The following is a 21,885-nucleotide window of genomic DNA, read 5'->3' as shown; positions in this document are numbered from 1 at the left end:
AGCTGTGCGTTCGCGCCGCGCTGCGCGCAAGCTGATCGGTAAATATCGGATTCAGGCGCACTACTTGACCCATCGATGCTGGCTGGGCGAACCACGGCTGCTGTCGCTGGCGCGTCGCGCCGCTGCGGCTGGCGTGCCGCTCGCAGCGGTGCACGGCGGCCACGATCCGGTCTGCCCTGCGGACAATATGCGGCGCCTCGCGCGCGCGGTGCCGGCCGCGCGGATCGAGCGCGTGCGCGCCGGGCATCTGACAAGCGATCCTGCCTTGCAGGAACGCGTAACCGTTGCGCTCGCAACGATGTTCATTGCACCCCTCCACGAAACTCTCAATCGGCGTCGCTCGGCATGAAAATCAAGGTACTCGGCTCATCAGCGGGAGGCGGTTTTCCGCAATGGAACTGCAACTGCCGCAATTGCGACGGCGTGCGACGCGGCACGCTCAAGGCAACGCGGCGCACGCAATCGTCGATCGCCGTGAGCGCGAACGGCGAGGACTGGTTGCTGGTGAATGCGTCACCGGATCTGCTCGCGCAGATTGCCGCCAATCCCGAACTGCAACCGGCGCGGCGGGTGCGCGACAGCGGCATTGCCGCCGTACTCGTGATGGACGCACAGATCGATCACGTCACAGGTCTCCTGATGCTGCGCGAGCGTGACACGCCATTGCCGCTCTATGCCACCGACGTCGTCTGGCAAGACCTGTGCAGCGGCTTTCCCGTGGGGCCGATCCTGTCGCACTACTGCGGCGTCGAGCATCGCCCGATTGCGCTGGATGGTACGCCGCTTGCGCTGGCCGCGTTGCCGGGTGTCGAGATCGAGGCGTTGCCGCTGTCGAGCAAGGCGCCGCCCTACTCGCCGCATCGTCATGCGCCTGAGCGTGGCGACAACATCGGTTTGCTGATTACCGACCAGGCCTCGGGCAAACGCGTGTTTTATGCGCCTGGCTTAGGTGCGCTTGAACCGCATGTGCTGAACGCAATGCGCAGCGCGGATCTGCTGCTCGTCGACGGCACGCTATGGACCGGCGATGAAATGATCCGCCTTGGACTGTCGAAGAAAACCGCTGCGGACATGGGACATCTGCAGCAATCCGGACCAGGCGGCATGATCGAGGTCCTGGATTCGCTCGCACATGATGCAGGACACGAGATTCGCAAAGTGCTCATCCATATCAACAACACGAACCCGATCCTCGTTGAAGACAGCACCGAACGCGGCATTCTGAGCGAACACGGCATCGAAGTGGCGCGCGACGGTATGACGTTCGAACTCTGAGTACGACCCGCTTCCAACTAAAGGGCATTTCTGCAATGAACGACAAGTTACCCGCCACCTCTCCTTTGAAAATCCGCCCACTGTTTCGCCTGCAATGGGAGCCCGCGCAAAACGCGCACGTGCTGCTCTATCCCGAGGGCATGGTGAAGCTCAATCAAAGCGCGGCGGAAATTCTCAAGCGTTGCGACGGCACGCGCGATCTGGAGACGCTGATCGTCGAACTGGAAACGGCCTTCAACGCCACGGGTATCGGCGATGAAGTACGTGCCTTTGTCGTTGATGCCCGGTCCCGCGGCTGGCTGGAGTAAGCCCCTGGAACATCGTTGCGCGCCCGGCACGCACACACCGCCGGGCGACCGCTAATAAAGCACGATCGCGCATTTGACGTCGCAATCAAACCGCACGAACAACCCACCCCGTTTCGCAACTTCGCCCATTCGGCGCCTTTTGCCGCAGCGCAAAACAACTGCGGCGTACGCCTTCTCTGCCCTTCCCGCCTGACCGGTCGACTCGCCTCCCGCCGGCAATACGCGCCGGCGATCCCGCGCCCTGAAAAATCGGGAAAATCTCCTGATGTTCCCGACAGCCTCGTGTGCGAAGCTTTCAGCATGCTTCGACAAAACACCGTGCACACTGCAGCGGCAGGTGCGCGCACAACGATCGCCGTCGAACCGGCTGGAGTCGAGACCATGATAATAATCCGCACACTGCGACGTCGGCCGCCGTTCAGACGTGCCGGACTCACTCTGTGTATCGGCAGTGCATTGGCCAGTCTGTCAGGTGTAGCCTGGGCGCAAGCGGAACCCGCGGACGGGGCGTCTTCCGCGGCAGTGGCAGCACCTGCGCAAACGCCACCGGAGACCCCAGCGATTCCAGCCGGCAACCCAACCGTGCTTGCACCGATCATCGTGATTGGCACCACCCCGCTGCTTGGAATCGGCACGCCCTTGTCGCTGGTTCCTGCCAATGTGCAGACCATTCACTCGGAGGACCTCGAGCGCCAGCACCGCAGCACCCTCACCGATTACTTCGAAAAGAACCTGCCGAGCGTCGATATGAACGAAGCGCAAGGCAACCCATATCAAATCGACATCAATTACCGCGGCTTCACCGCGTCGCCGCTGCTCGGCACGCCGCAAGGGCTATCGGTGTTCATGGACGGTGTACGCATCAATGAGCCGTTCGGCGATGTGGTCAACTGGGATCTGATTCCGCAAAACGCCATCGACACCATTCAACTGATTCCCGGCTCCAATCCCACCTATGGGCTCAACACGCTCGGTGGCGCGCTGGCGATTACGACCAAGAACGGCAAAACGAGCCCAGGAGGCGACGCCGAAATCACCGCCGGCTCCTGGGGCCGCAAGATTGCAGACATTGAACAAGGCGGCACGATCGGTTCGAATCTCGACTACTACTTCGCCGGCAACGCGGCGAACGACGACGGCTGGGCCGATCACAATCCAAGCCGGGTACGCCAGGCATTCAGCAAACTGCGTTACACCGACGCCGATACGACCTTATCGCTTTCCGCAGGCGGAGCCGACAACGACCTGCAGGGTTCGCAAACCATTCCGCGTTCGTTCCTTAACGATCGTGGCCAGGCGTATACGTTCCCCGATCAGAACGAGAACAGCGTCGAGTACGTCACGTTATCCGGGGACCATTCGTTTAACAGCAACGTTGAACTGAGCGGCAACCTCTATTACCGACACTACAAGAACACCAACATCAGCAGTAACAACAATACGGACTTCGGCACGGTAGATGACGACGGCAATATCGACACCGTGGAAGGTACCAACCAGCAGTCCGTCATCACGACGGATAGCTACGGCGGCAGCTTGCAGCTTACGCTGCTCGGCAAACTGGCCGGCATGGAAAACCAGTTCGTTGCGGGCGTGGCCGCCGATCTGGCCAATTCACATTACACGACGGCCTCGCAGGACGCGACCTTTACCGATACGCGCGCGGCCGTCGGCATTGGCGATTACACCCAGCAGACCGACGCGAAAACCCGTAGCGCGAACTATGGCATCTACTTCGACGACACCCTGAAGATCACGAAGCAATGGTCACTGTCGCTAGCCGGACGCTACAACTGGGCCAGTGCGCAGATTGGCGACGAAAGCGGCATGCAGCCGCTGCTGGACGGCCGCCATATTTTCTCGCGTTTCAATCCGGCGGTGGGTATCAACTGGAATCCATCGCCCGCCCTGACCGCTTACGCGACCTATAACGAGGGCATGCGCACGCCGACCGCCATTGAACTTGCCTGCGCGGACCCCAACGCGCCCTGCTCGCTACCCAATGACTTCCTGGCCGATCCTGCGCTCAAACCCGTGATTTCGAAGACCTTCGAAATCGGTGCGCGCGGCCGCCTGGGGTCGACCACGACGTGGAGCGCCGCGATCTACCACACCACGCTCAACGACGACATCCAGTTCATCAGCAGTGCCGCCAGCACGCAAGGGTTTTTCCAGAACGTCGGCAATACGCGCAGGCAAGGTGTCGAACTTGAAGGACACACAGCGTTTGGCCCGCTCGCCGTGACCGCGAACTACAGTTACGTAGACGCCACCTATCAGTCGACTTTCACCGAAAGCAGTTCGAGCAACTCCAGCGCCGACGCCAACGGCAATATCACCGTCAAGCCCGGTGACCGGATTCCGGGCATTCCGGCGAACACGGTCAAGGTACGGCTGGACTACACCCCCATTCCCAAGTGGCAGATCGGCACCAATCTGACGTGGCGCGGCAGTATCTTTGCCCGTGGCGACGAAGACAACGAAGATGTGAACGGCAAGATTTCGGGCTACTTCCTGATCGACCTGGACACCACGTACCAGGTAACGAAGCAGCTCCAGGTGTTCGCCACCGTATCGAACCTGCTCGACAAGCGGTACGCGAGTTTCGGCGTCCTCGGTCAGAATTTCTTTAATGGTCCGAACCATACGTTCGATGGCGCCAATCCGGTCAACGAACAATTCGTCGGTGTCGGTGCGCCACGCGGCGCGTGGGTCGGTTTGCGCTATGCGTGGAAGTAGTCAACAGGAGTTCGCCACCTGCGAAGTGTGACATGTCACCGCTTGCCATCAGGTCTTCTGGATTCGGCATGCCGCCCGCGAAGCATCGCAGGCGTGCGGGGATTGTGCTGGCTGCGGTGGTGTGCGCGCACGCGGGCCTGTTTGCATGGGTGCTCGGTACGAACCAGCCCGCTGTCGTACGGCGGATTGAATCGAACACCATCGTAGTGCGGATTTTGAGTGCGGCGCCGCAGGTGGATATAAAGCTGCAGCAGCCGCAACCACCGGCTCCGCAGACGGAAACCAAAGCGCTTGCGCCTCACGCGGTGATTCCCACTCCACGAGTGCGATCCATCGCCCCGCGCCAGCGCACGACTCCACGCACGCCAGCCCCGACACTCGAGCCTCAAAGGAGCGCACCCACGCCACCCGTCGCGCCCGCACCTGTCGTTGCACCCGCAACGGAATCGGCGGCGCCGGCCTCTACCCCCGCCATCGAACGGCCGTCGCTGACCTCCAGCGTGCCGAAGAGCGTGCCTCACGTGGACTGCAATCTGGCCAAGCCTGACTATCCTGAACTGTCGAAGCGCCACGGCGAAAACGGCACGGCTGTCGTGAGTTTTGTGGTGGGCCTGAACGGCCGCATCGAGGACGTTCGTTTGCAAAGGAGCAGCGGCTACGCACGGCTCGATCAGGCGGCACTCGACGCCATTCATGAGAGCACATGTCAACCGTACAGGGAAAACGGCGAAGCAATACGTGCCGCCTATTCGCAGCCATTCGTGTTTGGATTGACGGAGTAACGGCGTCAACCCTGCGCGAATTCACTGCTGCCAGGACTTCGCCCCGGCGTACTCCGGCAACTCATCCGCACGTGATAGAAACAGCTTGAGTACGGGCGATGTATTCGATTTGCTGTAACCGATCACCAGGTCGATGGTCGGCGCTTCGCCTTCGAGCGGCCGGCTCGTCACCGACCACGGCAGCAAATTGTTTGCATACTCCGGCAGCAGCGCGAGCCCACGAGTCGAGGCGACCAGCGACATGGCCATCGCGAGATTGTCGACGCCGTGTTCGGGCGTGATGTCGATTGCGTTCTCACGCAGATAGCGCAGGATCACCTGGTTCAGTACCGTGGCCTTGCCGGTCGCCAGGATGAACGGCTCGCCGACGAAATCTGCGGGACGGATTGTGGTGCGCTCTGTTAGAGGATGGTCGCTCGGCATCAGCACGACGAGCTTTTCTTTGCTCACCACCCGATAGTCAAGATCGTAGCCGGGCTCGGCCCGCAAAAACGCGAGGTCGAGTTTGCCGCGCGCGAGCGAATCCGCGAGGTCCGGCGAGTATTGGCTCGACACGGTAACGTCGATCTTGGGTAGCTCTTCGCGTAACACCTGCATCGCACGCGGCAGCCAGGTCATCTCCTCGCCGGTCAGAAAACCGAGTGCGAAAACCTGCCTGGTGGGTTGCGAGGCGCGGCGCGCCGCTTCAGTGGCGGCGTCGACCTGAGAGAGCGCGAGGCGCGCGTGATCGAGAAACGCTTTGCCTGACGCGGTGAGTTCGACGCCGCGAGCGCTGCGATTGAACAGTTCGGCACCCACCTCGTCCTCCAGATCGCGAATCTGCCGGCTCAACGACGGTTGCGAGGTAAACAGGCGGCGCTCGGCGGCCACCGTCAGGCTGCCGGTCTCCGCAACGGCAATGAAATACCGCAGATGTCGAAGCTCCATAGGCCCTCGGTGTTGGTCCATGCCTCACAGGCATACCCGCCAGCCTACAAAGTCCTTTAGTTTTTCGCAAGCCCAAACTACATTACCCGCCAGACCTGCAGATGACGGCTCCCTGTACAGGATAGCTGCCGACTGAAGGGTTTCTGTTCCATGCCTGTGATCTATGTCGCAACAGAAATTAAACTGGCAAAACCCGTCCTCCTCAGGATCTGATCTGGATTGCCAGGGATCTGACCATGAAGTGTCTTAGCGGAAAGACCGCTCTCGTGACCGATGTGGCCTGTGAGATGGGCCGCGCGGGCGCACTGGCGCTGGCGAAAGCCGGCGCCCAGGTACTGGTTCACTACGGCGGCGCCGACCAGGAGGCGGACGCCGTGGTCGCCGAAATTCGTGCGCTCGGTGCTCATGCGCAGAAAGTTGCTGCCGACTTGCGGACGCCTGAGGGTCCGTATCGGCTGGCACGACGGGTGCGTGTCGTGATCGGCGCGCGGCTGGACGTGCTGGTTGTGAACGCAAGCATCACGAAGAACGCGAGTATCGAGGAGACCTCGGTCGAAGCGTTCGACGCACTGTTCTCGTTGAACGTGCGTGCGCCCTATTTTCTCGTTCAGCAGCTGATGCCGACGATGTGCAAGGGCAGCAGCATCGTGATGGTCTCTGCACGCGCGGCAATGGACAACGCGTCTGCATACGCGGCGACTCAAGGCGCAATCAACACGCTGGTCACCCATTTTGCATCGACGCTCGGTCCACGCGGTGTGCGGGTCAACGGCATCTCACCGGGCGAGGTCACACCTCACTCGTCCGACTTCGCAACGATGGAAATAGCCCGCATGCCGGGATCCGCCGGGCTCGGCAACGCATTGGTTTTTCTCGCGTCAGACGCGGCGCGCTGGATCACGGGCGACACGCTGCATATCGGCGGCGGCTCGACGTTTTAGAACGAAACACGACACCTGTAGGCCACTCTAGCGATGACCCCGCAATGCCCCGGCAAATTCATCTACTCGCTGGCTCGCTGAAATGACAATCGACACAGCCCTACACGGCTTTTCAGCAATGGTACGACAAGGCCGGCAGTCGTAGAGACGCGAGTGCCTAAGCTCCACGCGCTGCATGAAGGCAATGTGCCCCCAATGGGGCTGCTTGCCTGCGTCCGCTTCTTCTTTGCTGTTTCCTGCTCATTCGCTTTTTGACCAGCGCGCGACGCGTTCAATTGCGTCGCCTCACCGTGCCCCGATTCATCCCGCTCTGGAATGACTCATATCCGAATACGCGTCTTCTCCAGGCGAGACGGAATGGATAAATTCCACATCAACGAATCGGCTTCCAACCGGACGTCCCAGTACTGCTCCTTACTCATTGCTCTCGAAGGAAAGATCATGGCTCACTTGTTCACACCGAAGAAAGTCGGCGCATATTCGCTCTCGCACCGGGTCGTTCTGGCGCCGATGACGCGCTTGCGCACCATCCAGCCCGGCGATATTCCCAGCCCGATGATGGCCGACTACTACGGCCAACGCGCTTCGGAAGGCGGACTCGAAATCATTGAAGGCGTCAGCATTTCGATCGCCGCCCGCTCGTACCTGGGCGCAGCGAGCTTCTATCACGATGCCCAGATGGAAGGCTGGAAAGCGGTCGCCAAAGCGGTGCACGCGAAAGGCGGCCGCGTATTCATGCAACTGATCCACGGCGGCCGTCAAAGCCACGTGGAAATGACGGGCGGTGTCGATCCCGTCGCGCCTTCGGTCGTGCCGTTCGAGGGCGTCGCGCTCACCAAAGACGGCTTCGTGCCGGCCTCACCGCACCGTGCGCTCGGCATCGAAGAGATTCCCGGCATCATCGAAGAGTTCCGCATCGCCGCCCGGCGTGCGCTCGACGCCGGCTTCGACGGCGTCGAACTGCACGGCGCAAACGGCTACCTCGTCGACCAGTTCATTCAGGACGGCACCAACCACCGTACCGATGCATATGGCGGCCCTATCGAGAACCGCGTTCGCTTCCTGCGTGAAGCGGTCGAAGCGCTCATCTCCGTGTGGGGCGCCGGTCGCGTGGGCGTACGCATCTCGCCGTCGGGCGAATGGGGCGGCATCTCCGACAGCGATCCCGAAGCAACCTTCAGTCATGTCGCCAAGGTGCTCGACGCGTACAAGCTTGCCTATCTGCACGTCATCGAACCGCGCATCAAGGGCGATGACACGCTGCATGAAGGACATCCGCCCGTCGCGGTAAAGTATCTGCGTCGCCACTTCAGCGGGCCGATCATCGCCGCCGGCGGCTTCGACGGCGCCAGTGCTGAAGCGATCGTCGCATCCGGCGATGCTGATCTCGTTGCGTTTGGCCGGCACTTTTCGTCGAATCCCGACTTGCCGTACCGTCTCAAGCACAACCTGCCACTCACCCCGTACGTTCGCGCCGCCTTCTGGGGCGGTGACGAAACGAACTACTCGGATTTTCCAGCGTACGAAGCTCAGGCTGCCGCCGTAGCCTAAACCGGCAGGCACCTGTTCTCGCTCATCCAACCCAAGAGGTTTTCATGTCACGCACGATTCAGTTCGCAAAAGCAGGTGGTCCGGAGGTTCTCGAATTCGTCGAAAGCGAAGTTCGCGCGCCGGGTCCCAACGAAGTTCGCATCAAGGTCAAGGCGATTGGCATCAATCGCGCCGAAGCAATGTGGCGTACCGACATCTACATCGAGCCCGTTAAATTTCCGGCAAGTCTCGGTTATGAGGCGGCAGGCATTGTCGATGCGGTAGGGTCTGACGTCAAAGGCGTTGCGGTGGGCGACGACGTCAGCGTCATCCCGTCGTTTTCGATGAACAGCTATTCGACCTACGGTGAAGTGATCATCGTGCCCGACTATGCGGTGGTGGCACATCCGAAATCGCTGTCGTATGCGCAAGCCGCTTCGGTCTGGATGATGTTCGTAACCGCGTACGGCGCGCTCGTCGAAGATGCGAAGGTAACCAGGGGCGACTTCGTCATCATTCCCGCTGCGTCGAGCAGTGTCGGACTCGCAGCGATCCAGATTGCCAACTACGCAGGCGCGGCGACGATCGCGCTAACGCGTACCTCGGCGAAGCGTGACGCATTGCTCAAGGCAGGCGCCGCGCACGTGATCGCCACAGACGAGGTGGACCTGGTGAAGGAAGTCATGCGCATCACGGACAACCAGGGTGCGCGCGTGGCCTTCGACCCGGTCGGCGGCCCGACCTTTGCCAAGCTGATTTCGGCGCTGTCTTTTGGGGGCATCGCGTTCATCTACGGCGCACTCAGCGAAGACGTCACACCTTTGCCGGTGCTGGAAATGATCGCCAAAGTCACTACGGTCAAGGCCCACAACATCTGGCTGACAAGCGGCGACGAAACGCGTCGCAAGGCGGCGGTGGAGTTCGTTCTTAAAGGTCTGGAAAGCGGTGCACTCAAGCCGGTGATAGACCGCACGTTCAAGTTCGACGAGATGGTGGAGGTACACCGTTATCTGGAAACCAACGGTCAGTTCGGCAAGATCGTCGTCACGGTGTGAACGTGGACTGAGCGGGCGCAGATCATTCGTGCTGCGTCCGCTCAGAACAACCGAAAGCGCAATATTTACAGAACCCTTTCCAAACCACCTCGAATCCAGCGTTTCTCACGCGATCCATTGTTTGCCCTACCTAAATGAAGTGTTCAGATAACGGGCATTTATCTCACGCGATGTGGCCGATATGATGCCGTGTCTGGGTGTCCAGCGACACTGTGCCGGCCGGCATTCGGCGTGGCGTGCTCCATCACGACAGGCATGGAAGGCTTGCTACGGGCCGCAATCAGCGAATCGTCGGGCGCCTTTCAGCAGGTCGGGATGGCGCTCAAACAAGGATTCGACGTGAACGGAACAGGAACTGACTTAAACCGCGTTGGCACGCTGAAGCCGCCCGCGACGCACAATCGTCGCCCCGGCGTCAATATCGTGCAGCGCGAAAACGTGAGCACGCGGGACTTCGCAGCCGGTACACAAGGGCGCGACCCCGCTAACGAAGCGGCATTGAATGCGCCCCTCAGTGGACCGCGCGAGGCTGATCCGTGGGCCGTTATGATTGCGGCGCTAAAGGAGCCTGACACGGGGCCGTCGCAAGGCGTAGATGAGCCCAGCCAGCCTGCGCGCCGCACGGGACGCACCGGACGCAATTGCGCCGGCGCGGAGCGTCGTAGCCTCGCGGCGGATCGGGCGCGTGGGCAATCGACCATTGCGCGCAGCGCGGTGGTGACGTTTGTTGAACGCTTCACGTCGAAGTCCGTCTCGATCACCTGGCGTGATGCGACCGCAGCCAATTATTGCGAGCAGCTGTGGATTCGAAGGATCGCACGTTCGCAGGGCGTGTGCGCGCTGACCGGAGCGTCCATCGTGCGCGGTGATGCCGTGTACGGCCCCGCTAGCCGCACGGCGGTTCGTCCGACGAATTGCGCGCAAATGGTGCTTGCCGATGCGCTCGAGGAACTCGAGCATTGAGCCGGTTATCTGGCGCGACGCGAGCTGCGTCGCGCTAGACGCCGAGGCATTTCTCCACGAATGCGGTGAACTGTCTTGCCTTGGTGCTGGCGAGGCGCCCAGTGGGATACACCGCTGACAGGCTAATGGTCGGCAGCATCCAGTCGTCCATCACCGACACGACGGCCCCCGACTTCAGTTCCGGCGTGAAGGCCCATTCGGATGCGATAGCCAGTCCCATGTCCGCGTTTATCGCCGCGCGTAGCCCTTCCGTTGCGGTAATTTTCACCCGCCCTTGCATCTTCACCGAAAACTCCGCGGTCTCCTTGCGGAAGGTCCAGTCTTCTCCTCCGCCGTCCCGCGTATAGATCACCGCCTGATGCGCGAGCAGATCGGCGGGGGCCTTTGGAACGCCGTGCCGCTTGAAATACTCAGGCGTACCAACGACACGGCGACGCGCCTCAGCAATCTTGCGCGCCGTCATGCTGGAATCCGCCAGCACACCCATGCGTAGTGCAAGATCTATCCCTTCTTCGACGAGATCGATGTTGCGGTCATCCAGCACCAGATCCAGCTCCAGATTCGGATGCTCGTCAAGAAACTCGGGCAAACGCGGCACGATATGCAGCCGTGCGAAGCAGACCGCCGCCGACACGCGCAGCTTACCGGACAGCCCGGAGGCGGTTCCGCGTGCGGCGAGCACCGCCTCGTCGGTCTCTTCGACTGCGCGCCTGGCACGCTGATAGAAACTCTTGCCGGCCTCTGTGGGCGTGAGCGCGCGCGTGGTGCGCAACAGGAGTTTGACGCCCAGCCAGTCTTCGAGCTGCGCAATCGCCTTCGACACCGCCGGCTGGCCCAGCTCGTAATGACGGGCAGCGGCCGAGAACGAGCCGGTATCCACCACACGTATGAAAATCTCGATCGCCGCAAGGCGGTCCATCATGATTCTCCCTTGGAATAAGTCCTATGCGATTCTGCACCTTCCGTCGTTGCAGCGGAATGGATAAATTGGAGCATCAAGGTCATTGCGTGACGGGTGGGGGATCTATGTCGGCAGTGCTGACGCAAAGGGGCGTGGCCGCCCAGCAAGCGGACGCCGACGCCGAACTGGCCATGGCCGCCGCATCGGGCGCGGCATCAAAGGCATTGCGCGCGGGTACGCGTGCGCCGCTCTTCACGCTTGCCGATCGGGCCGGAGAAAAAGTTGCCCTCGAAGACCTGCTTCGCTCAGGTCCCGTCGTCCTGCATTTCTTCAGAGGCGCGTGGTGTTCATTCGGCGAGCAGAGCCTTGCGGAGTTTTCGACCACCCACCGCGACGTCCTGGCACTCGGTGCGAGTGCCGTTGCAATTGCACCATCCGGAAAAATCAGTTCGTCCCTCGCGGCCGATAGCGCGTTGCCGATCCTTGAACTGCAGGACATCGACATGAAAGTGGCGCGCGCATTCGGACTCGCGTTCGAGCTCCCGGCGAGTCTGCGCGGGCGTTACGAGGCGTTGGGCTACGTGCCACCCGTCACGCGCAAGCCCGGCACATGGCTGGTGCCGCTGCCTGCCACGTATCTGCTCGATCGAGACGGAGTCGTCATGCTCGCTTTCATCGACGTGGACTACCGGAAGCGCTTCGATCACGCGTCATTGCTAAGCGCGTTACGCGCCATCCAGACGAGGCATCCCCGCTTGCTTTGAGGGGTAGCCAGGGGCATGCGGTGCAGTCAAGCCATACTTGAACTTGCATGTCTCCATTTTTCGTCAATTCCGCTCCTGACCGGAGGATTGGGCTGTACAGCGCCAACAATGACGCCTCGATCCGACAAAGCATGCCTCTCATGCATGGCCACCAGCCCACAAAGTCTTTTTCGTTTCCCTTGGGCTCCACTAGATTACCTCCCATGGCAACGACGCAGATGCGCCAACGCACATGCGCCATCGCGAAGCGCCGCCGCTTTTACCCATCCTGGAGATTGATCATGACTACGCTCACTGGCAAAACAGCCCTTGTTACAGGTGCATCACGCGGGATTGGCCGCGCTAGCGCACTCGCACTCGCCAAAGCGGGCGCGCGCGTGCTGGTCCACTACAGCAGCGGCGCAACAGAGGCCGCAGCGGTCGTGGCTGAAATCCGCGCGGCCGGCGGCCAGGCCGAAAAAGTCGCGGCCAATCTGCGCAATGCCCGCGGCCCGCACACACTGGCCGCACAAGTACGCGAACTGATTGATGGCCGGCTGGACATTCTGGTCGCCAACGCCGGCATTTCGAAGGCCGCAGCGATCGAGAACACCACCGTTGAAGATTTCGACGATCTCTTTGCGGTGAATGTGCGCGCGCCCTACTTCCTCGTGCAACAGCTTTTGCCGTCGATGGGCGATGGCGGCAGCATCGTGCTGCTTTCGTCACTCGCCGCGCGTGCCTCGGTCGGCACGCTATCCGCCTACGCTGCGACCAAAGGCGCGGTCGATACGCTCGTGAAGCATTTCGCCACGGCACTCGGTGAGCGCGGCATACGCGTGAACGCGGTAGCACCCGGTGTGGTGGCGACCGACATGTCCAGCTTCACCAAAACCGATGCGGGACGCGATGTCACGCTTGGCATGCAGGCGCTCAAGCGCATTGCGCAGCCAGACGACATCGGTGGCGCGATTGCCTTCCTGGCATCCGACGACGCCCGCTGGATCACCGGCGACACGCTGCACGTCGACGGCGGATCGAAGCTTTAACCTGGCGGCTAGAGCCTCAATCCGGAACGCCATGTCGAACCATGAGAGAAGTTCACCATGCGCCCGCTTCACGGTGCGACGGGGATCAGCTCGATGCGCGTGTCCTTTGGTGATTTCGCCGAACGCCTCGACACGCATGGGCTCGCGTACCTGCACGTGATCGAGCCGCGCATGATGGGGACGGAAACCCTGGTCGTGAGCCGGATATGGGCGGCGGCATCGTACCTGCGCAAATTCTTCAAAGGACCGATCATAGCTGCAGGCAGCTTCGATCGCGACGTTGCCGGGCGAATCCTGCAACACGGCGACGCGAACCTGGTGACCTTCGGCCGCTGGTTCTCGTCAAATCTGGATCTGCTCGAGCGTTGCCGTCGTGACCGTCCGCTCGCGCCATATGTTCGCGTGCATTCTGGGGCGCAGACGCAGGCGCGTATTTCGGCTTCCCGCTCTTTGCCGCGTATGCGGCGCTGCTTTGCCCCTTCACCCAAGGAGAGTTTCCATGTCGAGCAACGTCAACACTCCAGCCAGAACCGTCAAGATTCCCGGCCCCGATCATCCCATCACTATTGAACGCGATCCGTCTCACGTCGTGATCAAACTCGCAGGCAAGGTGATCGCCGACACGCGCGACGCGTTTACGCTGCGCGAGGCCGCCTACCCGGCGGTGCTGTACATCCCGCGCAAGGACGTGGACATGACATTGCTGGAACGCACCGACCACGCCACGTACTGTCCGTACAAGGGCGAGTGCGCGTATTTTTCGATTCCCGCGGGCGGCGCGCGCTCGGTCAATGCCGTCTGGACCTACGAAAATCCGTACGACGCCGTCGCGCAAATCAAGGATCATCTGGCGTTCTATCCGGACCGGGTCGACGCCATCGAGGTTCATTAAATAGCGCGGCGCAGTCCCTCACTTCGCAACCCATGAATGGCAGCGCGCGGCATGGTTCAGCCGTGGCGCTGCCTTTGAGGCAGGAACAGGAATGGATACCCAACCCGTCGTCTTGATCAGCGGCGCATTGAGCGGCATTGGCCGCGCCACCGCCTTTGCTTTTGCCCGTGAGAAGGCGCGCATAGTTGTCTCCGGCCGCCATGTCGCGGCGGGCGAGCAACTCGTCAGCGAACTCCGTTCACTCGGTGCACAAGCCGAGTTTTTGCAAGCAGACGTACGTTTTGAGGATGACCTGCGTGAGCTGGTCGACGGCACCTTCGAATATTATGGACGACTGGACGTGGCCGTAAATGCCGCAGGTACCGAAGGGGAATCGGCCCCAGTCACGGAGCAAACGCCCGAACGCTACGCGGCCGTATTCGACACGAATGTGCTCGGCACGCTGCTCGCAATGAAGCACGAGCTACGGGTCATGTCGGCGCAAGGCAGCGGCAGCATCGTCAACGTTTCATCCACGATGGGCGCGCGCGGCGCAGCCGGCGCATCGCTGTACACGGCGAGCAAGCATGCCGTCGAGGGGCTGACGAAATCGGCGGCGCTAGAGGCCGCGGCGTTCGGCGTACGTGTCAACGCGGTCGCGCCTGGCCCGGTCGAAACGCCGATGCTCGATCGACTGACCGTCAATGCCGAACGTAAGGCCGCCTTTCTCACGAATGTTCCGCTCAGGCGGGCAGGCACGCCGGAAGAGATCGCCGACGCGATTGTGTTCGTGGCATCACAGAGGGCCAGCTTCATGACTGGCGAAGTACTCAGGATCAACGGCGGCAAGACCGCTGCGTGACAGTCAGATGCGCCACTCCCGGCGCGCGCGGAATCGCAGATGATGCGCCCCACGGACGTCTCGCCGCGCAAAAAAGTCAACCAATCCGTCTGTCCACCACAATGGAGAATCTGATGTCCACGCCCGCTTTCGATGAACTGCCCGCGCCGCTGCGGAGCGTGCAAATGCGCCCGCTCTTTGTCATGCGCCTCGACGTCAAGCCGATGGTGATTGTCGGCGCTACACCCGGAGCTTTTCGGCGCATCGGTATCGTGCCGTCGGGCACGTTCGCGGGCGAGCGCATATCGGGCAAGGTGCTGGACGGCGGCAGCGACTGGCAAGCGGTGCGCAGCGACGGCAGCACCACGCTTGACGTGCGCCTGATTCTGCAAACCGACGATGGAACGCACATCACGATGGCGTACCGCGGCATCCGCCATGGTGCGAAGGATGTGATCGAGCGGCTGGAACGCGGCGAAGAGGTCGACCCGGCCAGCTACTACTTTCGCATCAGCCCGATGTTCGAAGCGCCCGCAGGCAGGTATGAATGGCTGAACCGTGTGATTGCAGTGGGGACAGGTCATCGTTTTGCGTTCGGGCCGGTCTATAGCGTGTTCGAAGTGCTTTGAGCGCAAACGAGAGGCACCGGCGCAACCCGCGCGGCGGGCCGCCCGTTTATCCGCTCTTATACCCCGTTCGCCGATGCAAAATTCTTGTACGCGGCATAGGCTTCGCGTTTCGTCGTCCCGTCCGTTTCGATCAGACCGAAGTCATCGGTCGGCGCAGCGCTGATCAACTCGTACAGCATGACAGACTGCAGATTGTATTGCTCGCGCACCGCGTAATACTGACTTAACGTACGCGACACGTATGAGGCCTGGGCCGCCCCCGTATCGCCAGGGATGAAGCCCCATTCGGTTAGCCAGATTGGCACGCCGAAAGATTGCGCGAGAATCGCAAGGACATTGATATTGGCGTTCGGCCCCGCGCCCAGGATGTTGCCCGAGCTTTCGTACCAGTGATACATCGTGATGTCCCAGCGCAGCAGGTTCGCACCGGCCACGCCGGTCGCCGAACCGTCCGGTGTCACACCGTCCCATAGCATCTGTAGTGCCGTATAAGCCAGTGCCACACCCACGTTCACGCCGCATTTGATCGTCGCGTCCACCGACTTCACACCATCGATCATGCCGCGGATCACGCCACGATAGGCCGGCCAGTAAGCCGGGTTGTAGTCGCCAGGTGAATTGCCTGCGCCGCTGCTGATGAGACCGTATGCCTCGAGTTCGTTACCGCACTCGATGTAGCGGACAAGTCCCTTGAGCGGCGTTGCTACCGACACACCAAGCTGATATCCGAGCGTGTAAGCGTCGCTCTCCGTACCCGCCTGATTGAAGTAGACCGGCAGCATGCATGGCAGGATCGATACGCCGCTGTTGGCGAACGGCCCCGTCAATATATTCGCAAGCGTCTGCGCATCGAGCTGGCTGTAGACGTCGGCGCGATAGTTGGTCACGCCCAGGTCCTGCAACAAGGCTAATTGCTCGGCGGCTGTGACGGTTGCGTAGACGCCCGAGCTGTACGTCACATGACCGTTCATGCCGTAGAAGAGCGACGTGAGAGGTGTACCGGCAGCGCCGCCGCGCGGGTCCACTGATACATTCCAGCCGTTGGCCCCGCTAACGTACCAGTTGCCGGACCCGTCTTCGGCATACACCGTGTGGTTCCAGTACAGCACCCGGCTCGCGGTGGCAGGAAAACCCGTGTCGACCGCGGATTTCAGCACAGCTCCATTCGACAGAATCCACTGTGCGCCGCTGCTGTCAATGATCGATGCGCCAGGTGGCAACATCGTGCCGGACGCTGACTCTGCCATCGCACCGCCGGTGTTCGACGTGCCGCTGCTGCCCGAGGTGCCGGTGCCGCCTGCCGTACCGCTGCTTCCGGTGCTTGCGGCGCCGGTCGTGGTCGTACTGGTCATGACACCACCGCCAGGGCTCGCGTTCGTGGTCGCCGTGCCGCTATTCGCGCCGGTGCTGGGGCTGGTGCCGGTGCTGCCGCTGCCCCCGCCGCCGCACGCCGCCAACACAAGACCGCCGGCCGTCGCGAGCAATCCACCCAAAAACCTGCGACGCGACTCCGGCACGATCGAAAGACGGGATCGCGCGGTACCCGCGCGCGACACCAGGCGCGCGCGATCGATTCGCGCACCGTTTCGGTGATTTCTTGACATCTTTAGTCATCCTTAAGTACCTGATCGTTCGACGGCTAAGCGTCTGCATGCAGGCAAAGAAACGGTAAGGAATGACGTCGTTGTAAGGTAGCGGGTGTGATGGCGATATGCACGGGTCGCTCAGCCGTTAGCCGGGCTGCGGCTTGCAAGCGCGTGGCATCGCCGATGGCCATGCTTCACGTTGGCCGGCGTCTTTCCGTCGATGCCCGTATAACGGCAAATTTCCGGATTGCTTGAGTGAATTGACCGGGTGCGACTGAAGCGAGGAAGGGCCGGAACACGGCTCGAGAGAGCGCCCAGAAAACGGTGCACGACACGTCATTTTTTCCGACGAACCGACACCCTCCAGACCTGGCGGCACGGCCGCCAAAAGCAATGCTTGCATCCGTAACTTACTGCGCGTCAGCCACGCGAAGCGTCCTCCGCGGGCTGAACCGGTGCAACCGCCGTTTGAGCGTCAGCGCGTGGCGGCCACTTTGCTTTGCCGCCACAAGCACAACAGGTCACACGCGATATGTGCCGCAGCAATTGCTGTGATCTCGCTCTGATCGTAAGCAGGTGCCACTTCGACCACGTCGGCGCCGATCAGATTCACCGCGCTCAAACCGCGCACGATGGCAAGCGCCTGCGCGGACGACAGACCGCCGGCCACAGGCGTGCCCGTACCGGGTGCAAACGCCGGATCGAGACAATCGATATCGAAGGTCAGATACGCTGGTCGTTCACCGATAATCGACTGAATGCGCTCCACCGTCGCGCGAGTGCCGTGCTCATGCACCCACGCCGCATCGAGAATATTGATGCCCATGAAGTCGTCGTTCCAGGTACGGATGCCCACTTGCACCGAGGTCTTCGGATCGATCAAGCCGTCTTTCACGGCTTTGTAGAACATCGAACCATGATTCAGGCTGTCCGGGCTGTCGTCGGCCCAGGTATCGCAGTGCGCGTCGAAATGGATCAGCGACAAGGGCCTCCCGTATTTTTCCGCATGCGCAATCAGCAACGGATACGTGATGTAGTGATCGCCGCCCAAGGTCAGCATCTTCGCATCCGAGCGCAGGATCGTGCCCGCGTGTTCGACGATCGCCGGTTTGATCGTCAACGGATTGTGCGCGTCGAAATAGCAGTCGCCGTAATCCGTCACAGCGAGTTCATCGAACGGATTGAAGCCCCACGGATAGGGATGGAGTTCCGATAACTGCACGCTTGCCGCACGCACCGCCGCAGGTCCGAGTCGGGCGCCGGAGCGGAACGTCGTGGCGAGATCGAGTGGCACGCCGGAGACCACCACGTCCACGCCGTGCAGTTCGCGCGTGTATTTGCGTCGCATGAACGACAACACACCGGCGTAGGTGTTTTCGATTGAGGAACCGTAGAGGGTCGAACGGCGGATGGCGCCGTCGCCAAAGAGGAGTTCAGTCATGGAATGACCTGATAGAGCATGCCGGCAACGCGCGCAACGATTCCTGAGGTTGTGCGCGCGTCGTCCGGCTTCGGATTCATTGGGAACGCGACGGTGCCTGAGAAACGCACCGCCGCGCTGGCTTGCGAATCCTTTAGCGCAGCCGCACCAGCGTAGACTTCAGCTCGGTGTACTTCTCCAGTGCGTGCAACGACTTGTCACGGCCGTTGCCCGATTGTTTGTAGCCGCCGAAGGGGAAATTCATATCGCCGCCTTCGTCGTAGCAGTTGACCCACACCGTGCCTGCGCGCAGGCTGCGCGCCACTTCGTGCGCGGTCGTCAGGTTGGAGGTCCACACGGCAGCAGCAAGTCCATATTCGCTATGGTTTGCAATCCTTATAGCTTCCTCGACCGTATCGAAGGTGATTACGGACAGTACCGGTCCGAAGATTTCTTCGCGGGCAATTTTAGCATCGGCGCTCGTTTCGAAGATGGTCGGCTCGATATAGTATCCGCCGCTCTCCTGATTCACACGGCCTCCGCCCATTACTAGCCTGGACTCCGCGCGACCCGCTTCGATATAGCCCAGTACGCGGTCCAGTTGCACCTTGTCGACGATCGCGCCCATCGAGGTCTGCGGATCCAGTGGATTGCCCGGCTTATAGCTACGCGCGGCCGTGACCAGCTTGTCGAGAAACACGTCCTTGATGTCGCGATGTACGAGCAGCCGCGAACCCGCCGTGCACATCTCACCCATGTTGTAGAAGATCGCTCCCGCAGCGGCATTCGCGGCACGGTCGAGATCAGGACAGTCGGGCAGCACGATGTTCGGCGACTTGCCGCCAAGTTCGAGCCACACGCGCTTCAGATTCGATTGCCCGGCGTACTGCATGATCTGCTTGCCGACGCTGGTCGACCCGGTGAAGGCGAGACAGTCCACGTCGTAGTGCAGCGCCAGCAGTTTGCCGGGTTCGCCAGCGCCTGGCACGACATTGAACACGCCGGCGGGAATGCCCGCCTCGTGCGCCAGCCTGGCAATACGGATCGCCGTCAATGGTGACTTTTCCGATGGCTTGAGCACGACGCTATTGCCCGCCGCCAATGCCGGACCAAACTTCCACGACGCCATCAGAATGGGAAAATTCCATGGCACTACCGCCGCGACGACGCCGATCGGCTCGCGTGTCACGAGCCCCACCAGATTATGATCCGCCGGCGCAACCTCACCGCCCACCTTGTCGATGGCTTCTGCGAACCATTCGACGCAATAGGCCGCACCTGGGACGTCAACCGATGTCGTATCGCCGATCGGCTTACCCGCGTCGAGCGTTTCGAGCAGCGACAGTTCTTCCCCATGCTCGCGCATCAAGGCAGCCCAGCGCAGCAAAATAGCTTTGCGTTTGCGCGGATTCAACCCGGACCACACGTGCGAGTCGAAGGCACGGCGCGCAGCGCCGACCGCCGCATCGACATCTTCCGCGGCACTGTCCGCCACCTTGGCGAGCAGCTTGCCGTCAATCGGGCTCAGGCAATCGAACGTGCGCCCGCTCGCGGCATGACGATATTCGCCGTCGATAAACGCACGGCCTTCAATCGAAAGCGCAGCGGCCTTTTCTTGCCAGTAAGCCAGGTTCTTTTCCATCAGGATGCCTCAATGTTGTGCGTTCGACGTGAATCGTGCGCGCCCTGGGTGGCGTCATCACGTGTGCCGTAACGCGTTGACGCGGTATGCCTAGAAGCTCGGTGGCGAATTCGCCGACACGATTTCGCAGACATGCTCCGCGCTGGGATTGCGAAAACGATGTGGAAGACGGCTTTCGAAGTAATAGCTGTCACCAGGGTCGAGCAGCCACGTGACGCCTTCTACGGTCAATTCGATCTGCCCGCTGACGACCACGCCGCCCTCATGTCCTGTGTGCACCAGCATTTCCGGTCCGGTATCCGCGAGCGGTTGATATACCTCGCGCAGAATGCCCATGTTGCGGTCCTTGACGCCCGCGCCTGCCAGGTAGAACTCGATCGACCCATTGCCCAGATTCGGCATGTCCGCACGGCGCGACACGACGGAGCGGTCTGCCTCGACTTCGAAGGTGAAGAATTCGGCGAGGCTCATAGGAATACATTCGAGCAGTTTCTTCAGGGACCCTACGGAAGGACTCACGCGATTCTGCTCGATCAGCGAAATCGTCCCGTTGGTGACACCTGCCCGCTTGGCCAGTTCGCGCTGGGACAGGCCATTCTTCTTGCGGATGTATTGCAGACGGGTCGCGACTTCAATGGACATCACTGCACTCTCGGAGTGGATGAACAGGCTAAGGGCAGAACAGGATCACGCAGCGTTCTTTTAAACAATCGTGCGCACCGGTTGGCGCGAGTGTTGAATATTCTAATCACTTTGTCGCTCACGCTGCTGGGGAAAACCCTGAAAATAGTTTCGAAATCCTCACCGACGCAACGCGCATACCCGACCTGCGGGTTTTCGTCTATTGCCCGGGTAAGCCCTGATAAATGTTTTATAAAAATGATTTGACGGCAATATTGGCTCGTATATGCTGGTTCACAGGCGGTCGTCATGCCTGCGTCACAAAACGCTTCAGGGTGTTTCTGTGACACAGCAAAGCAGTTTTGCTGGAGGTACGCGGCGATCATCCCGCGTCACGTTTCTTTAAACGCTCTGGTGTTTAAAGAAGCAAGGCGCTCAATGTATTCAATGTCGCTAGTCGAGTGTAATCGTGAGAGTCCGAGGCCCTTTGGTTAGGTGGGAACGCAGTCAGGCGAGTCGTCTTCGTCCTGAAGGCACCATCGCCGACGGCAGCAACGGCAGCCTTGCGTTTCGCCGCTTTCTGTCCGTCTTCACGATCATTTCCCGCCGCTCTGTCCGCCGCCACAACTCCGTTTCCGCGCGCGCTTTCATCGCCGTACGTACGGATGAAGTCGCCTCGCTCCTGCCGTAGCGCCTCCCCCAAATTTCTCTGTCCGATTCTCCTGTCTGCCTGAGCACGCCGTCGTGGCATGCGCATCTGGGCGTGCTTCGTGCCGCCTGCTGCCCGCATGTTTCGTGCGGAGTGCTCGACATAGCGGGATGAACCGGACAGTCTCGCCGATAGCAGCGCGCGGCGCGGTCCGCTGACGACTGCCGCTTCGCACTTCTGGTGGCTTTGCGCCCGGCGCACGGCTGCGCAATCGTGCCGCGCCTGTTTAAACGTTATTCGTGCCGCATCCCGCGGGGAACACACACGTCCATTCAATTAGTCATGCCAAATAGACCTCTGGTCGGTATCAGCGCCGACCGAACGATGATCGGAGTGCATCCGTCGCACGTGGT

General features: G+C 61.1%; 23 protein-coding genes. 17 read left to right on the top strand and 6 right to left on the bottom strand.

Features of this window, described 5'->3' with window-relative positions; genetic code table 11:
• The 5 genes from VGH41_RS01075 to VGH41_RS01055 all read left to right on the top strand — a co-directional run.
• Nucleotides 1-349: alpha/beta fold hydrolase (locus tag VGH41_RS01075; protein WP_414696562.1), on the top strand; the 349-nt coding region annotated here is incomplete at its 5' end.
• Nucleotides 346-1,275: a pyrroloquinoline quinone biosynthesis protein PqqB gene (gene pqqB / locus VGH41_RS01070; RefSeq protein ID WP_331595450.1), complete on the top strand. Its 930-nt coding sequence runs from the start codon at nt 346-348 to the stop codon at nt 1,273-1,275. The genes VGH41_RS01075 and pqqB, both read left to right, overlap by 4 nt.
• A gap of 35 nt (nt 1,276-1,310) precedes the next feature.
• On the top strand, nt 1,311-1,583 hold the full coding sequence (pqqD, locus tag VGH41_RS01065; protein WP_331595449.1) for a pyrroloquinoline quinone biosynthesis peptide chaperone PqqD: 273 nt from the start codon (nt 1,311-1,313) through the stop codon (nt 1,581-1,583).
• Between the two features lie 381 nt (nt 1,584-1,964).
• On the top strand, nt 1,965-4,322 hold the full coding sequence (locus VGH41_RS01060; protein WP_331595448.1) for a TonB-dependent receptor: 2,358 nt from the start codon (nt 1,965-1,967) through the stop codon (nt 4,320-4,322).
• A 32-nt stretch (nt 4,323-4,354) separates the two neighbouring features.
• On the top strand, nt 4,355-5,104 hold the full coding sequence (locus VGH41_RS01055) for a TonB family protein (protein ID WP_331595447.1): 750 nt from the start codon (nt 4,355-4,357) through the stop codon (nt 5,102-5,104).
• 21 nt (nt 5,105-5,125) lie between these two features.
• On the opposite strand, the gene VGH41_RS01050 is transcribed toward VGH41_RS01055, so the two are convergent.
• Nucleotides 5,126-6,031 carry a LysR substrate-binding domain-containing protein gene (locus tag VGH41_RS01050; protein WP_331595446.1) on the bottom strand — a complete coding sequence of 302 codons (906 nt, stop codon included), beginning with the start codon at nt 6,029-6,031 and terminating at the stop codon, nt 5,126-5,128.
• 236 nt (nt 6,032-6,267) lie between these two features.
• Here VGH41_RS01050 and VGH41_RS01045 point away from each other — a divergent pair, with 236 nt between their 5' ends.
• The 4 genes from VGH41_RS01045 to VGH41_RS01030 all read left to right on the top strand — a co-directional run bounded on the left by VGH41_RS01045 (nt 6,268) and on the right by VGH41_RS01030 (nt 10,520).
• Nucleotides 6,268-6,972 (top strand): SDR family NAD(P)-dependent oxidoreductase, encoded by a 705-nt coding sequence (locus VGH41_RS01045; RefSeq protein WP_331595445.1) that lies wholly within the window; start codon nt 6,268-6,270, stop codon nt 6,970-6,972.
• Nucleotides 6,973-7,413: 441 nt separating this feature from the next.
• Nucleotides 7,414-8,523, top strand: coding sequence for an alkene reductase (locus VGH41_RS01040; RefSeq protein ID WP_331595444.1), 1,110 nt, complete (start codon nt 7,414-7,416; stop codon nt 8,521-8,523).
• Between the two features lie 44 nt (nt 8,524-8,567).
• The gene (locus tag VGH41_RS01035) at nt 8,568-9,557 is read left to right on the top strand and encodes a zinc-dependent alcohol dehydrogenase family protein (protein ID WP_331595443.1); all 990 of its coding nucleotides are present in this window, start codon (nt 8,568-8,570) and stop codon (nt 9,555-9,557) included.
• A gap of 339 nt (nt 9,558-9,896) precedes the next feature.
• The gene (locus VGH41_RS01030) at nt 9,897-10,520 is read left to right on the top strand and encodes a DUF3331 domain-containing protein (protein ID WP_331595442.1); all 624 of its coding nucleotides are present in this window, start codon (nt 9,897-9,899) and stop codon (nt 10,518-10,520) included.
• A gap of 34 nt (nt 10,521-10,554) precedes the next feature.
• Here VGH41_RS01030 and VGH41_RS01025 read toward each other — a convergent pair whose 3' ends face one another.
• A complete protein-coding gene (locus VGH41_RS01025) occupies nt 10,555-11,439 on the bottom strand; it encodes a LysR family transcriptional regulator (protein WP_331595451.1) in 885 nt (294 codons plus the stop codon).
• 107 nt (nt 11,440-11,546) lie between these two features.
• Here VGH41_RS01025 and VGH41_RS01020 point away from each other — a divergent pair, with 107 nt between their 5' ends.
• From VGH41_RS01020 to VGH41_RS00995, 6 genes are all read left to right on the top strand, one after another.
• Nucleotides 11,547-12,185, top strand: coding sequence for a peroxiredoxin-like family protein (locus tag VGH41_RS01020; RefSeq protein ID WP_331595441.1), 639 nt, complete (start codon nt 11,547-11,549; stop codon nt 12,183-12,185).
• 281 nt (nt 12,186-12,466) lie between these two features.
• Nucleotides 12,467-13,213, top strand: coding sequence for an SDR family NAD(P)-dependent oxidoreductase (locus VGH41_RS01015; protein WP_331595440.1), 747 nt, complete (start codon nt 12,467-12,469; stop codon nt 13,211-13,213).
• Between the two features lie 57 nt (nt 13,214-13,270).
• On the top strand, nt 13,271-13,783 hold the full coding sequence (locus tag VGH41_RS01010; protein WP_331595439.1) for a hypothetical protein: 513 nt from the start codon (nt 13,271-13,273) through the stop codon (nt 13,781-13,783).
• On the top strand, nt 13,713-14,105 hold the full coding sequence (locus VGH41_RS01005) for a DUF427 domain-containing protein (protein WP_331595438.1): 393 nt from the start codon (nt 13,713-13,715) through the stop codon (nt 14,103-14,105). Before VGH41_RS01010 ends, VGH41_RS01005 begins: the two co-directional genes overlap by 71 nt.
• A 91-nt stretch (nt 14,106-14,196) precedes the next feature.
• Nucleotides 14,197-14,946: a glucose 1-dehydrogenase gene (locus tag VGH41_RS01000; protein ID WP_331595437.1), complete on the top strand. Its 750-nt coding sequence runs from the start codon at nt 14,197-14,199 to the stop codon at nt 14,944-14,946.
• A 113-nt stretch (nt 14,947-15,059) separates the two neighbouring features.
• The gene (locus tag VGH41_RS00995) at nt 15,060-15,554 is read left to right on the top strand and encodes a DUF3237 domain-containing protein (protein WP_331595436.1); all 495 of its coding nucleotides are present in this window, start codon (nt 15,060-15,062) and stop codon (nt 15,552-15,554) included.
• Between the two features lie 56 nt (nt 15,555-15,610).
• Here the strand turns inward: VGH41_RS00995 and VGH41_RS00990 are convergent, their stop codons facing one another.
• A complete protein-coding gene (locus VGH41_RS00990; RefSeq protein WP_331595435.1) occupies nt 15,611-16,711 on the bottom strand; it encodes a lipopolysaccharide biosynthesis protein in 1,101 nt (366 codons plus the stop codon).
• Nucleotides 16,712-16,751: 40 nt separating this feature from the next.
• Here VGH41_RS00990 and VGH41_RS00985 point away from each other — a divergent pair, with 40 nt between their 5' ends.
• Nucleotides 16,752-17,147 carry a hypothetical protein gene (locus tag VGH41_RS00985; protein ID WP_331595434.1) on the top strand — a complete coding sequence of 132 codons (396 nt, stop codon included), beginning with the start codon at nt 16,752-16,754 and terminating at the stop codon, nt 17,145-17,147.
• 468 nt (nt 17,148-17,615) lie between these two features.
• Here the strand turns inward: VGH41_RS00985 and speB are convergent, their stop codons facing one another.
• The 3 genes from speB to VGH41_RS00970 all read right to left on the bottom strand — a co-directional run bounded on the left by speB (nt 17,616) and on the right by VGH41_RS00970 (nt 20,844).
• On the bottom strand, nt 17,616-18,581 hold the full coding sequence (speB, locus tag VGH41_RS00980) for an agmatinase (RefSeq protein WP_331595433.1): 966 nt from the start codon (nt 18,579-18,581) through the stop codon (nt 17,616-17,618).
• Between the two features lie 133 nt (nt 18,582-18,714).
• On the bottom strand, nt 18,715-20,202 hold the full coding sequence (locus tag VGH41_RS00975) for an aldehyde dehydrogenase (protein WP_331595432.1): 1,488 nt from the start codon (nt 20,200-20,202) through the stop codon (nt 18,715-18,717).
• Nucleotides 20,203-20,292: 90 nt separating this feature from the next.
• Complete coding sequence (locus tag VGH41_RS00970; RefSeq protein ID WP_331595431.1) at nt 20,293-20,844, bottom strand: cupin domain-containing protein; 552 nt, start codon at nt 20,842-20,844, stop codon at nt 20,293-20,295.
• A 448-nt stretch (nt 20,845-21,292) separates the two neighbouring features.
• Between VGH41_RS00970 and VGH41_RS00965 the strand changes: the two genes are divergently transcribed.
• A complete protein-coding gene (locus tag VGH41_RS00965; RefSeq protein ID WP_331595430.1) occupies nt 21,293-21,514 on the top strand; it encodes a hypothetical protein in 222 nt (73 codons plus the stop codon).
• The last annotated feature ends 371 nt before the right edge of the window (nt 21,515-21,885 follow it).

It is taken from the genome of Paraburkholderia sp. (assembly GCF_036488795.1).
GTDB lineage: Bacteria > Pseudomonadota > Gammaproteobacteria > Burkholderiales > Burkholderiaceae > Paraburkholderia.
This window is presented reverse-complemented; position numbering and strand designations above follow the sequence as displayed.